The sequence below is a fragment of the Mangrovibacter phragmitis genome (assembly GCF_001655675.1).
Classification (GTDB): Bacteria; Pseudomonadota; Gammaproteobacteria; order Enterobacterales; family Enterobacteriaceae; genus Mangrovibacter; species Mangrovibacter phragmitis.
This window is the reverse complement of record NZ_LYRP01000001.1, coordinates 564,660-577,972: the sequence shown is the minus strand read 5'-3', so window position 1 is coordinate 577,972 and position 13,313 is coordinate 564,660. Positions and strand designations below refer to the sequence as shown.

General features: G+C 44.6%; 11 protein-coding genes. 8 read left to right on the top strand and 3 right to left on the bottom strand.

Annotation, left to right across the window (positions count from 1 at the left end; all coding sequences use genetic code 11):
* Positions 1-19: 19 nt before the first annotated feature.
* Entirely contained in the window at positions 20-1,450 is a 1,431-nt protein-coding gene (fliD, locus tag A9B99_RS02610; protein WP_064594310.1) for a flagellar filament capping protein FliD, read from the bottom strand.
* Between the two features lie 411 nt (positions 1,451-1,861).
* Here fliD and A9B99_RS02605 point away from each other — a divergent pair, with 411 nt between their 5' ends.
* The 5 genes from A9B99_RS02605 (at position 1,862) to A9B99_RS23730 (ending at position 8,427) form a co-directional block, all read left to right on the top strand.
* Positions 1,862-2,728, top strand: a complete 867-nt coding sequence (locus A9B99_RS02605) for a flagellin N-terminal helical domain-containing protein (RefSeq protein WP_064594308.1) — start codon at positions 1,862-1,864, stop codon at positions 2,726-2,728.
* Between the two features lie 416 nt (positions 2,729-3,144).
* Positions 3,145-6,573 (top strand): bifunctional class I SAM-dependent methyltransferase/glycosyltransferase, encoded by a 3,429-nt coding sequence (locus tag A9B99_RS02600; RefSeq protein ID WP_082917807.1) that lies wholly within the window; start codon positions 3,145-3,147, stop codon positions 6,571-6,573.
* Between the two features lie 45 nt (positions 6,574-6,618).
* Positions 6,619-7,755 (top strand): DegT/DnrJ/EryC1/StrS family aminotransferase, encoded by a 1,137-nt coding sequence (locus A9B99_RS02595; RefSeq protein ID WP_064594306.1) that lies wholly within the window; start codon positions 6,619-6,621, stop codon positions 7,753-7,755.
* Between the two features lie 51 nt (positions 7,756-7,806).
* Positions 7,807-8,199 (top strand): adenylyltransferase/cytidyltransferase family protein, encoded by a 393-nt coding sequence (locus tag A9B99_RS02590; RefSeq protein ID WP_064594304.1) that lies wholly within the window; start codon positions 7,807-7,809, stop codon positions 8,197-8,199.
* Positions 8,200-8,238: 39 nt separating this feature from the next.
* A complete protein-coding gene (locus tag A9B99_RS23730; RefSeq protein ID WP_156518972.1) occupies positions 8,239-8,427 on the top strand; it encodes a hypothetical protein in 189 nt (62 codons plus the stop codon).
* Here the strand turns inward: A9B99_RS23730 and A9B99_RS02585 are convergent, their stop codons facing one another.
* Positions 8,428-9,636 (bottom strand): sulfatase-like hydrolase/transferase, encoded by a 1,209-nt coding sequence (locus tag A9B99_RS02585; protein WP_064594302.1) that lies wholly within the window; start codon positions 9,634-9,636, stop codon positions 8,428-8,430.
* A 3-nt stretch (positions 9,637-9,639) separates the two neighbouring features.
* Entirely contained in the window at positions 9,640-10,899 is a 1,260-nt protein-coding gene (locus A9B99_RS02580; protein ID WP_064595476.1) for an ATP-grasp domain-containing protein, read from the bottom strand.
* A gap of 162 nt (positions 10,900-11,061) precedes the next feature.
* Between A9B99_RS02580 and fliA the strand changes: the two genes are divergently transcribed.
* From fliA to tcyJ, 3 genes are all read left to right on the top strand, one after another.
* Positions 11,062-11,781: an RNA polymerase sigma factor FliA gene (gene fliA, locus A9B99_RS02575; protein ID WP_064594300.1), complete on the top strand. Its 720-nt coding sequence runs from the start codon at positions 11,062-11,064 to the stop codon at positions 11,779-11,781.
* 65 nt (positions 11,782-11,846) lie between these two features.
* A complete protein-coding gene (gene fliZ, locus A9B99_RS02570) occupies positions 11,847-12,398 on the top strand; it encodes a flagella biosynthesis regulatory protein FliZ (protein WP_064594299.1) in 552 nt (183 codons plus the stop codon).
* Positions 12,399-12,487: 89 nt separating this feature from the next.
* Positions 12,488-13,288, top strand: coding sequence for a cystine ABC transporter substrate-binding protein (gene tcyJ / locus A9B99_RS02565; RefSeq protein ID WP_064594298.1), 801 nt, complete (start codon positions 12,488-12,490; stop codon positions 13,286-13,288).
* Positions 13,289-13,313: the final 25 nt, after the last annotated feature.

The window sequence follows — 13,313 nt, the reverse complement described above, 5'->3', positions numbered from 1 at the left end:
CCGAATAAATGTATCAGTTTTAACTTGAGCTGGATGACGACGATGAACTGGAGAATTGCGATGTCAGGTAGCTTGACGTCGCGTTAAGCTGGCTCATCAGGGTATCCAGCGCAGTAAACTGTGCTTTATAACGCGCCATTGTTGCATCAATAGTTGCCTGCATTGAATCATAACGGTCACTCAGTGTACTGAGAATGTTATTAATACTGTCTTCAGCATTCTGGATAATGCCAGTACTGCCAGTGGTAGTGCTTAACATACTGGTCAATGTATTGTTCATTTGGGTGGCAAAACCAGTGGTTGAACCATCGCCAACGAAGTAACTCGTAACAGCATCTGGATTACTACTCAGAGCAGAAGTCAGTTTGTCATCATCAACTTCTAGCTGACCGGTAGACGGATCCTGCGTCACACCCAGTTGTGCCATAATTGCATAAGTGCCACTTTGTGCAGTACTCAACAGATTTCGTAGCTGAGTTTGGATGGTTCGCACATTCGAGTCACCTACTAACGCACCATTCTGGGTTGACTGGCTATCTGCGCCAACATCAACAGCAACATACTTAGTCACACTGGCCAGCGTCGTTTGCAGAGAGTTGTATGCAGTTACCCAGTTATTAATCGCTGTTTTGTTACTATCAGTGGCTCGCGCTACAGTCAGCGTTTCATCTGATGAACTTACTGAATTCAGTGTCAGTGTTACACCAGGCAGGGCATCACTGATGGTGTTGGAATCACGCTGTACACTCACCCCATTAACGGTGACGATGGCATCTTGTGCAGTTGTTTGCACCGAGAGGGCACCGCTGCTGGTGCTGGAGTCATAGCCGATTGCTGCCTGCAATGTATCGTCACCTGTTACAGCAACAGTCATTGCGGAATCTGCACCAGTTGTTTTCGAACTTAGCATCAGGCGGTAATCGCCATCATTTGCTTTGACAATTGTTGCCGTGACATTGCCATTTGCCTTGTTAATTGCACTGGCAATACCCGTCAGGGTGGTATCGGAATCTGATAATGTCACCGTCAGGGGTGTCTCAGTATCCGCCTGAGTAATTGTCAGGGTTCTGGTGGTTCCTGTTGTTCCTCCCAGTTGAGTACTGTTGCTGCTGAATGATCCGCTCATCAGCACCTGGCCTTTTGCCAGTTGCTGGACATTCATTGTGTAGTTACCTACAGTCGCATCACTTGTTGTGGTAGCACTGAAAGCTGTATTAGTACTGCTAACCGAGGTTGAATTCCAGGTGCTTGACTTTGCCAATGCCGCGGATGCCGTCTGCAACGAAGTCAGAGCACTTTGAATTTTACCATAAGCGCTTAACTGTGACTGGTATTTAGTTTGCTGATCAGTAATGGTGGTCAGCTTGGTTTCTTCTGCTGCTTGCAGGTTGTCATACAGGGTTGACAGGTCCAAGCCTGAGCCAACCCCCAGGTTACTGATAGTGGTCATTGGTTTTCCCTTTATAGCAATGGTCGTCCTGACTCATATCGGCACCGAATGAGAAAAGTTTACAGTACGAAAAAGAAAAATAATGCGCAGAAAAGAAGGCAGGGAAGGTGGCTAATAGCGGGATTGTCCGACCAGTTGCGTAATCATAAATCTGGAAAGACCTATATTAAAGAAAAAAATAATTTCCGTTATGTTATTTGTCAGTCAATTCTCCAGGATTATTCCTAGTAGAAAAATAGTAATGGCTCGGTGTTTTTTTATTAAATAAGTCTTTATAAATCAATTAAATGATTTTTTTTGATCTAAATTTCTAAAGTTGCCAGCAAGTGCGCCGATACCCTTGTTGACGGTGAGAGACGCCGCAAGTGTTAGGCACCGAACCTAGACCCAATTTCATGAAGGAAAATAATTATGGCAGTCATCAATACTAACCTGATGTCATTGACTACTCAGAACAACCTGAACAAATCACAGGCTGCACTGAGCACCGCTATCGAGCGTCTGTCTTCTGGTCTGCGTATCAACAGCGCAAAAGACGATGCAGCTGGTGAAGCAATTGCTAACCGCTTCCAGTCTAACATCAACGGCCTGACTCAGGCTTCTCGTAACGCGAACGACGGTATCTCTCTGGCGCAGACCGCTGAAGGTTCACTGGATGAGATAAACAACAACTTACAACGTATTCGTGAACTGGCTGTTCAGGCACAGAACGGTACTAACTCTTCTTCAGACATCGACTCTATCCAGTCTGAAGTTAACCAACGTCTGGAAGAAATTAACCGCGTTGCCAGCCAGACCCAGTTTAACGGCATCAAAATCCTGTCTAACACTTCTGGTTCGCTTACTGTTAATATCCAGGTGGGTGCTAACGATGGTGAAACTATCGGTATCACTATCAACAGCAACTCTGGCTGGAACAAATACACCTCTACGGCAACTGCGGGTACTACCAGCAGCATCGTTACCAGCCGTAGCGTGAGCGTAAATGGCTTCGACGTTATGTCCAGCAGCGTCCTGGCAGATATCGACGCAGCAATCAAGGCTGTGGATACCCAACGTTCCGACCTCGGTGCTATCCAGAACCGCTTCGATTCAACTATCAGCAACCTGAATGACACTGTGACTAACCTGTCTGCTGCACAGTCTCGTATCCAGGATGCCGATTACGCAACTGAAGTATCCAACATGAGCCGCGCGCAGATTCTGCAACAGGCTGGTACCAACGTGCTGTCCAAAGCCAACCAGGTACCGCAGAGTGCACTGTCTCTGCTGCAATAATAGTAAGTACATCAAAAACCAACCTTCGGGTTGGTTTTTTTTTGCCTTTAATATGGCTCAATAGGAAAAAAGTGGTACTGGGAATTTTTATGTTATGCCCAGCAGTGTTTCAAATTGGGAGCAGACTAAATGCTTATTTTCAAAAGCGTCTTCATTACGCTTAATTTCGCATATCTTTCTGCGAAGATTTACCTATTACCTATTGAAAATGATAAAGAAATTTTGGAGTGAATATTGCTGCTAACCCTAAGTGCAATTGGCTAAATAGGGCAGGTATTTTAGACCTGTTCTGCCTATCGTTCGGCAAGTGAAATGGTAAGTTCTTAACATGCGATGAGACCGTCGTAATACGCACTGACGGCGGAATTCCATTTTGCTCATACATTGCCCGCTACTTCAGAACCGGAAGCCTGACTGTGAATAATTTATATACTGAAACATGTTTTACTCTGGAGCACATTTCTGCCATGGCCAGATTTTACGGGGTGCACAATGTCAACCCTGCTAATGCCAGCGTACTGGAGTTGGGATGTGGCGAAGGGCAGCTACTACTGTCTCATGCGCTTGCTTATCCGGACAGCCAGTGTCTAGGTTTCGACCTGAATGAAGAGGCGATAGAACGGGGAAAATTGCGGCTGGAAAAAATGCACCGCGAGAACATTGCCATTGGGTGCATTTCTCTGGATGAGATTATTCAGACTCAAGGCAATCGTTTCGATTTTATTATTATTCATGGTATTTATAGCCTTCTGCCGGGAGAAACAAGACAAGCGCTACTTGCCTGGTGCAAGAGCCAGCTTTCGGAGAATGGGCTTATTGCATTTGAATGGATGACATTGCCAGGTAGTAGCCATGAGAAAACGCTGCAGGATGCAATTGCACTTCACACTATCGAAGTGGAAAACGATATACAGTACATCAATTCAATTCGAGGTATTTTCTCATTTTTATCGACTACTGCTACCCCTGCCGACCTGAAAAAATATATCCTTCAGGAAGAGGCTCGCTCAGATGAAGAATTGTTATTAAAGTACAAACACAACTTTAACTATCCAGAATATCTGGTTGACTTTAATAGTGAAGTAAATCGTGCCGGGTTGCAATATGTGGGCGATGTATTGCCCTTTACTGAAATGGGTGAATATTACGATACGCAAACCCGCCAAATGTTGGATGTAGTATCAAAAAATAAGCATAAAATAATTGTTCAACAATACTTCGATTTTGCAGTTCAAAAGACAAAACGTTTCAGTTTGTTAATTTCTGAAAATTATGCAGGGGAACTCAGGGATACTCCTGATCTTAATGAAATAACAAACTTGCAGTTTGCCGGATACTTCGCGCGCTTTACCGCCGATGATGGTGAAGTGGGCAATGGCCATTATAACTATCAACAGCATTGCATTTCGACTTCTGATGCATTGACGCTTAGCGTTATGGATTGTCTGGGTGATGCATGGCCCTATTCGGTTTCGTTTGAACAAGTAGTAATTAGTACCTTTTTACCAGAAGACCCGGAAGATCATCGGGAAAAAGTGAAAAAATCACTTCAGGGAATTTTTATGAAAAAAATCCCGGGGTTTTTCTACTCTTCACAGCCAGGTCCATATAACCGTTGTAAACAACATACAATTGCGCCAATTATTGGTCTTGATTCATTTGATGAGACGCTTAAGGCTACTCCTGTCGAGGAAAATGATGAGTCAGAAGCTCCCCCAGTGCTGGTCAGAACAGGGAAAAACTATTGGGGAATCACCGTCGAAATCACCAGCGAAGAGCTGGAATTACTAAATAGACAAATAAAAATTGATACAGTTGGTGACATTGACGTCCTGATGTCTTTACGGGAAAAAGCATTATTGCAGGGTTCGCCTATAGCCTGGAAAAAGAAAATCCAGGAATGTCTTGCACTTGGTGACCCTGGGACGCTCAAAAAAATGATCATGAGCCTGCTGATATTCTCATGTCATCCGGAGACCGGTGGCTTTATGCCAGCAAATGCTTATAACTTGTCTGAAGGTAAAGAGGCTGTGACAGACTCAGGCAAGAAAATGGCTGCAACGGCACATAAACTGAACGACCTTATCAGTCAGGGTGAATATGAAACAGCTCGTGAAGTTGCTGCCAGGGCGATACATCAAGAAGGAAAGAGTGTTGGGTTGTTATTGGCCGCTACACGAGCCTGCCTGATCACGGGAGCATATCAAGACGCATTACCTTTAATCGCACAATTACTGTCACTGCATGCCACCAATTGGGATTATTTTTACGATCTTGCTAATGCGTTTATGAAAACTAAATCAGCGTTCTATTCTGGTCGAGTAATTCGTGCAGTTATACGCGCTAACCCAAAACAAGCTCGCCCCTGGGATTTACTTGCCTGTTTGTATCGTGATTTTGGCGAGTATGCCCCTGGATTGGTTTGTTCCAGAAAAGCAGTAGAGTGTGAGCCTGAAACTGCGCACTATCTCACTAACCTCGGTACGTTGCTTGGTGAAAATAACCTGGTGGATGAAGCAAAAATCCACATGAAAAGAGCAGTAGAAATCTCCAACGGCCATTTGGGATTTTACAGTAACTATTTATTTCTGTTGGCACACGATCCAAACACTTCAGTTGAAGAACGCTTTCAGGAGCATTGTGGCTATGGAGACAAAGCCACAGAATGGCAGAATAAGGCCGGTGTCAAATTTAACTACTCCAGAGATAAAAATCCGGATAGAAAATTGCGCCTTGGGTTTGTCTCTGGGGATTTTTTCAATCATCCAGTCAGCCATTTTCTGCGTCCGTTTTGGGACAATATCAACAGACAAGAGTTTTTTATTGTAGGTTATAATAACTCAGAAACTCACGATAAAGTGACTGACCACTTTGAGTCAACCAGCAATCTTTGGCGGGAAATTAGGTCATATAGTAGTGTAGAGCTGGCAAAACAGATAAATAAAGATGAAATCGATATTTTGATTGACCTTTCTGGTCATACTACTAATTGCCGGTTGACCACTTTTGCGCTGAAACCTGCACCTGTCCAGATGACGTGGATAGGGTATCCGGCTACTACCGGGCTGACTCAGATTGATTACCGAATTATGTCGACAGGCTTTGTCAAACAGAGTGAGTTGGCACATAGGAATATTCTCGATGATCAGTTCCGGGAAAAAATTATCTATGTGCCGATGAAAAAGCTTTTTGAGCCTAACCCAAAATCGCCTGACGTAAATTTATTACCAGCACTGGCAAATGGATATATTACTTTTGGCAGTTTCAATCGGCCGAAAAAGATTAATGATAATGTCCTGAACCTGTGGGGAAAACTGTTGAAACGTAACCCTGGGGCAAAATTTATTATGGGCTTTATGACCGGTGAGAAAATGGTTGAGTTCTATAAAGGCCGTCTGATTGAGTTGGGGGCACGGGAAGAGCAATTGATATTCAGACAGCGTATGAAAATGAATGAATATCTCGAGTATCACCATAATATCGATTTGTTGTTGGATGCCTTCCCCTACAGTGGAGGTACGACCACTAACCATGCAGCCTGGATGGGGGTGCCAACCTTGACTTTGTGTGGAGACACGATGGCCGGGCGACAAGGTATGGAAATTATGAATCAATACGGGTTGGATGATTTTATTGCTGATGACGCCGATGATTATATTACTAAAGCTGAGTACTGGGCATCTCATATAACTGAGTTGGCCGAGATTCGTGCCACCATGCGCCAAAAGATGATCACCAGTTTGAGTGACTACAATGTCAGCGATACATTTGAAAAAGCATTAAGAGCGGCATGGAAAGTCTGGGTTAACGGTGAAGACGTTAAGCGTTTGGTTATTAGCGAATAAAAAACATAACAAGATTATGCAATATTTATCACCAAGAGGTAGGGTATGAAAAATATATATGTGACAAGTCCTTTACTTGCACCTTTAGACGAGTTTATACCCTATCTGGAGGAGATCTGGCAGAACAAGCAGTTAACCAATGGTGGTCCTTTTCATCAACAACTGGAGGCTACGCTGGCGGAGTATCTTGGCGTTAAACATATTTGCCTCTTTTCCAATGGAACGTTGGCTTTGTTAACTGCTCTCCAGGCCTTACGTATTCATGGCGAGGTAATCACCACGCCATATTCGTTTGTTGCTACGTCACATACTCTGTTATGGAATGGGCTGACTCCTGTATTCGCTGACATAGACCCTGATACCTGTAATATCGATCCGGGTAAAATTGAGCAATTAATTACCCCAGCAACTACGGCAATTGTACCGGTGCATTGCTATGGTATTCCCTGTGATGTTGAGCGCATTCAGTCCATTGCAGATGCCTGGGGTCTCAAGGTTATCTATGATGCGGCTCATGCTTTTGGTGTTAAAGTTGATAACCAGAGTATTTTGAATTTTGGTGATTTATCCGTGCTTAGTTTTCATGCCACAAAAGTATTTAACACTTTTGAGGGTGGGGCGATCATTTGCTCAGACTTGAAAATGAAACAACGCATTGATTTCCTGAAGAACTTTGGTTTCCTGGATGAAACCACGGTTGTTGCACCAGGAATCAATGCAAAGATGAACGAAGTTCAGGCGGCATTTGGTCTGGTTCAGCTTAAACACATTGATGCAGGGTTGGCCAAACGTGAAGAAATTTACCAGCGGTATCGTAAATATCTTGATGCAATTGATGGGATAGAGTCTTTTTCCGTACCTGAGAGTGTTGAGTGGAATTATCCGTATTATCCAATTTCGGTAGAAAGTAATTACGGTTTAACCAGAGATGAATTATATGAACAATTTAAGACCATTGATGTTTATGCGCGGCGTTATTTTTATCCACTGATTAGTTCCTTCTCCATGTATCGGGGGTTCCCTTCTGCAGATGAGAGTAAACTACCTATTGCTAACGAGGTTGCTAAAAAAATTCTCTGTTTACCTATTTACCCTGATTTAACTGAAGAAGACCAGATGAAAATTATTAATTTTATTAAAGAGAACACCAAAGTTACACAGGCAACTTCGACATTGCCATGAGAACCACATAAATTCTGCTGGCGATAGTGTTATCGCCAGTCTGGAGAAAATATGAAAACAGTAATTACATTTGGTACCTTTGATGTTTTCCATATTGGTCATTTGAATATCCTGGAGCGTGCTGCAACATATGGTGATCAACTGATTGTTGGAGTTTCATCAGATGAGCTGAATTATTCTAAAAAAAATCGTTATCCAATTTATTCCGAGCGTGACAGAGTGAAAATAATTTCTGGTCTGAAATGTGTGACATCTGTTTTTGTTGAGGAGTCTCTTGAGCTAAAACTGGAATATATCAAAAAATATCATGCGGATATTTTGATCATGGGTGATGACTGGCAAGGGCGGTTTGACTGGGTTAAACCTGCTTGTGAGGTTATTTACTTGCCAAGAACACCATCGATATCTACAACTGAAATTATTGAGATAGCGAAGAATAGATAATAGTTGAAAATATGTTCATTTTTGAAACAGAACATGGAAATGAAACGTACAGTATCATTTTTCATGAGAATGTTTGAATTCTATTTACATAGGTTAGTAACCAATATTTATGTTATCGATAGCCCGGTAGTGGCTGAACTTGTCAATGCTTGTTCTGCTGTAGGCTATTCCATACTAAAAGGCGCCATGGATGTCACAATGGCGCCTGTCATGGTTAATCAACAATAATTACTGCACTGAACTGAGTTTATTTTTCCCTTGAATAAAGGTATCCAGTTCCGCTTTCAGTATCTGGAACTGCTCTGTCAGGAAGGCTTCTGAATCCTGACCAAGGAAAGCGACAACATGTGGGTGAGGGCCATTGTTACGACCAGCTCCCAGAGTCTTGTAATCATAATGTACTTTTCCCTGACCATCTTTTACTAATAATGGCAACAGGTCGAAGTGGTTACCGCTATCGGCCTGCCAGGCAAACATCTTGTACTGACCATCGGCATGCAACAAGTGCAGGTCATCGGATGTGATGGAATATCCTTTCTTCAGTGGGTTACCTGAACCAGAACCTGTTTGAGCAGCAAATAAATTACGGCTGAAGCAATATTTACGATCACCAGTGAACGCATTCCATGCAGGGACTGACGCCGGTGTATCATCGGGAATATTCAGTAACTGAAGCGTTGTTTTGCGCAAGTCCAACATGCTGACCAGGTGATTGATATCTTGTCCTTTCAACGAGGGGTCAAAAATAAACGCAGGTGTATGAACCAGCGAAGTGAATGGCTCCAAAGCATGTGCAAACCCACCGTAGTAGCCATGGTTCCAGAAATCATCACCGTGGTCACCAAAAATAACCAGAATGGTATTGTCGAATTGTTTGTGGGTGGCCAGCAAACGCATGATTTCCCCCACAGTATTGTCCATACTTTCGTAACCGCGCTGCCAGCGTTGAAAACTATTACTTCCAGAATACTTATGTTGATCCATGTAACATAAATGGCTGGTCAGGTTCCATACGTAAAGTGCAAAGGGCTGGTCTTTATTGGCGATAAATTTTTCTGCACGGTTAAGCATTTCATGAGATGAATCATCCCAGTAATAGCAATCGCGTTCACTCCATATTTTATCAAAATTCGCCCAGTTTTTTGGGTAACCAATGCCTGCGGTGGCATAATGATTTTTTTTCAGGTAGTCGAATAAGGCTGGAGTCTTGCGCTTAACAGTAAGATTAAGTTCAAGATTATTATTGTGCTCAAGGACATCACCGTCCCCATGCAGCAGGTCGCTGACGGCCATAAATGAAGATGTGGCACTGGAAATAAAATTGTTAAATCTGTAAGCGTGAGGCACGATGCTATTTAGGCAGGGGAACCAGTGGCGATGGCTGTAAATTGCCTGATTAAGGCTCTCCAGATGGATAAATATTACATTTTTTTTCATGAGTTATTCCTTAATCAATAAATCCAGCATGCTCACGTCAAAGGTGGGAATGCCAATTGTCTGGTGAACGTCAAGGCGCTCTGTAAAGCTATCATCGATAAAAATTGCATCGCGCTGTTTGATGACGGAAGATTTCTTCTCACCACAGGTCAAATGAGTAACCGTATCGAAAATCTGTGCTAATCGCCGTGTGTTCAGTTCCTGGTGAATATCTCCGGCATGGCGGGTGACCAGATGGCAACGATTTCCCTGGTTAATACACTGGTAAAGAAATGCAACCAGTTTCACGCACACCGTATTTTTGATAACCAGAGTATCGTCATAGTCAACATAGACGTGAGACCAGGTGATGTTATGCGTAAAGGCATTAGACAGGGCTCTGCTGATGCGCACATGCTTATATTGTGGCAGCAACGTAACTGGAATTTCACTGTGCTCATACAGTGCGAGCAACGGGAGATTTGCGCCCGAAACCCGAGTTAGTGCCATAGTACCTGCAACACGCGGAGCAACTTCAAGTAAGGTAATCTGGCCGTTTTGAGCATATTTAACCTGGAAAAACCAGACACCAAAAATTTGAAGTTTCTGCTGGATTTTTTCTGCGATTATTTCTATGCCGTCCAGAGAGACAAACTCAGAACCCATGGATATCCCTGCTCTGACACGTTCTCTTGTTCGTGCCTGGCAATATAACAACCCGCCATTTCGGGAGGAAAAACAGTCAACAGTAAATTCAGCGCCAGGGAGATATTCGCTAACCAGCATAGAACCATTAAATACATTACCAAGTTGAGCCAGACTATCCGCTCGCCTTGCGCCTTGAGAACCTTGCCCCCGATCTGGTTTTATAAACACAGGCCAGCTATCTATATCGTCAGCGGTTGCGTAGCATTTTGGCACATTGATAACGTCTGCCAGTGCATCGTAGGTTTTGCTTTTATAGCGTGTTAACTTGCAAGTTTGCACTGAAGGAGCAATGATTCTGGCTGCTATAACTGTTTGATTTTCAGCATACGCAAGTAACGCATCGTCATGCGCCGGGAAAATATAGTCGATGTGGTGCTGTTCAGTGAATAGCTGCAGAGCCGGGAGCCAGTCATCTTCATTGACACCGGGCAGGATATAATACGGAAGGTCTGAATACCTCGCATGATTGTCATAGTCCGCCCCGGCGAGAAATAGCGTGATATTTTTTTCATGCCGTAGAGACAGCCAGATTTCTCTTCCGATCTCTGTACCAGCAGGTGAAATCAGGACATTCATTTGTTCCTCGGGGGGCAGAAAAGTTACTCTGGCTATGGTATTCCCGCACTTAAAATCGATAAGGCGCAAATAAAACCCCATTTATCCCACTATTCCTCGGATTAAATGCCCTCCAGAATCAGATAATGGTGCCGATAACTCATTAACGCAGGGCTGTTTATCGTGAATTCACTCTATACCGCTGATGGTGTAATGGATAAACACTCGCTGTGGCAGCGATATGTACCTCTGGTGCGCCACGAAGCATTGCGCCTGCAGGTGCGATTGCCGGCGAGCGTTGAACTGGATGATTTGCTGCAGGCGGGCGGCATCGGGTTGTTGAGTGCGGTTGAACGCTATGACGCCCTGCAAGGAACGGCTTTTACCACTTACGCAGTGCAACGTATTCGTGGTGCTATGCTGGATGAACTGCGTAGTCGGGACTGGGTCCCGCGCAGTGTCCGGCGTAACGCACGAGAAGTCGCGCAGGCGATTGGGCAACTGGAGCAGGAGTTAGGGCGTAACGCAACTGAAATCGAGGTTGCAGAGCGCCTGAATATTTCGCTCGAAGATTATCGTCAGATGCTGCTCGACACAAATAACAGCCAACTCTTTTCTTATGATGAGTGGCGTGAAGAGCATGGCGATAGCATTGAGTTGGTGACTGATGATCACCAGCAAGAGAACCCGCTGCAACAATTGTTGAACAGCGATTTACGGGAGCGCGTGGCTGAGGCCATTGAATCACTTCCGGAACGCGAACAACTGGTGTTGACGCTGTATTACCAGGAAGAGCTCAACCTCAAAGAGATTGGCGCTGTACTGGAAGTCGGTGAATCACGGGTAAGTCAGTTGCACAGTCAGGCGATTAAACGATTACGCACTAAGCTGGGTAAGTTATAGATTCTGACACACCGTCATGATCCTGGTAGAGCCGCCCCATAGACCTTTAATACCAGGGAGTTATCATGACGGTGCAACAACCCAAAAGACGGCCGCTAAGCCGCTATCTTAAAGATTTCAAACACTCGCAAACCCACTGTGCTCACTGTGGCAAGTTGCTGGACAGAATAACACTGGTCAGGCGTGATGAAATCGTCAATAAAACCGCCATCGCTCAACTGGATACGTTGATTGATGAAGCGACATGGCAAATTGTCAAACAGGACTGGATTGCATTGTGCCGCTTTTGCAGTGATTTGCATTGCAACGAACATAATGACTGGTTTGATATTATTGGCTTCAAACAGTACCTTTTTGAACAAACTGAAATGAGCCACGGCACCATTCGCGAGTATGTTGTGCGCCTGCGCCGCCTGGCGACGCATCTGGCTGAGCAAGGTGTGGCAAAAGAGCTGGCCTGTGATCTCACGCCGGACGAAGCCCTGGAGCAGTGGTTACCGGCAACCAGCCCGAACAATTACCGTATCGCCTTGCGTAAGTACGCACAGTATTTACGGCAAAAAAACCAGCTGCCGGATAGCCAGGCTGAAAACAAATCGACTTCCGCTATATATTAAAAAGGCATAAGTTGTAGCAGAGTGTGTTTGATTTATCTGAATCAGGCACTAAACTGCATCACAATTTACACATTGGGAAGAGATTAATAATGAAATTAACAACCTTCGGCCGACAGGCTTTGATGGGAATGATGGCAGTTGCGCTGGTCGCTGGTATGAGTGTGAAAACTTTTGCCGCTGAAAACCTGCTCAACACGATTAAAGAGCGCGGCACCCTGCGTGTCGGGCTTGAAGGCACTTATCCTCCATTCAGTTTTCAGGATGCGGATGGCAAGCTTGCCGGGTTCGAAGTCGATTTTGCTAAAGCCCTGGCGCATCACCTTGGCGTAAAAGCTGACCTGAAACCGACCAAATGGGATGGCATGTTGGCATCCCTTGATGCAAAGCGTATTGATGTGGTCATTAACCAGGTTACGATTTCACCTGAGCGTGAGAAAAAATATGATTTCTCCACGCCTTATACCGTTTCAGGTATTCAGGCGCTGGTGAAAAAAGAGAATGCCGGGGAAATTAAAACCGCCGCAGACCTCAAAGGTAAAAAAGTGGGCGTTGGCCTGGGCACTAACTACGAACAATGGTTGCGTGAACATGTACCGGGTGTTGATATCCGTACCTATGATGATGATCCGACCAAATACCAGGATCTGCGTGTAGGGCGTATAGATGCCATTCTGGTCGACCGCCTGGCGGCACTGGATTTGGTCAAGAAAACTCACGATACTCTGGCCGTGACCGGGCAGCCGTTCTCCCGTCAGGAGTCTGGCGTAGCATTGCGCAAAGGTAATGAAGATTTGCTCAAAGCCATTAACAGTGCGATTGCCGATATGCAAAAAGATGGCAGCCTGCCAGCGCTGTCAGAAAAATGGTTTGGTGCCGACGTCACGAAGTAAGGACGCATCCGCACGAATTATCTCT

Excerpts from the sequence above, each read along its gene's own strand:
- fliD (WP_064594310.1), bottom strand. The coding sequence starts at position 1,450 with ATGACCACTATCAGTAACCTGGGGGTTGGCTCAGGCTTGGACCTGTCA.
- A9B99_RS02590 (WP_064594304.1), top strand. The coding sequence starts at position 7,807 with ATGAAAACAGTAATTACATTTGGTACCTTTGATGTTTTCCATATTGGT.
- A9B99_RS02605 (WP_064594308.1), top strand. The coding sequence starts at position 1,862 with ATGGCAGTCATCAATACTAACCTGATGTCATTGACTACTCAGAACAAC.
- A9B99_RS02595 (WP_064594306.1), top strand. The coding sequence starts at position 6,619 with ATGAAAAATATATATGTGACAAGTCCTTTACTTGCACCTTTAGACGAG.
- A9B99_RS02580 (WP_064595476.1), bottom strand. The coding sequence starts at position 10,899 with ATGAATGTCCTGATTTCACCTGCTGGTACAGAGATCGGAAGAGAAATC.
- tcyJ (WP_064594298.1), top strand. The coding sequence starts at position 12,488 with ATGAAATTAACAACCTTCGGCCGACAGGCTTTGATGGGAATGATGGCA.
- fliZ (WP_064594299.1), top strand. The coding sequence starts at position 11,847 with ATGACGGTGCAACAACCCAAAAGACGGCCGCTAAGCCGCTATCTTAAA.
- A9B99_RS23730 (WP_156518972.1), top strand. The coding sequence starts at position 8,239 with ATGAAACGTACAGTATCATTTTTCATGAGAATGTTTGAATTCTATTTA.
- A9B99_RS02585 (WP_064594302.1), bottom strand. The coding sequence starts at position 9,636 with ATGAAAAAAAATGTAATATTTATCCATCTGGAGAGCCTTAATCAGGCA.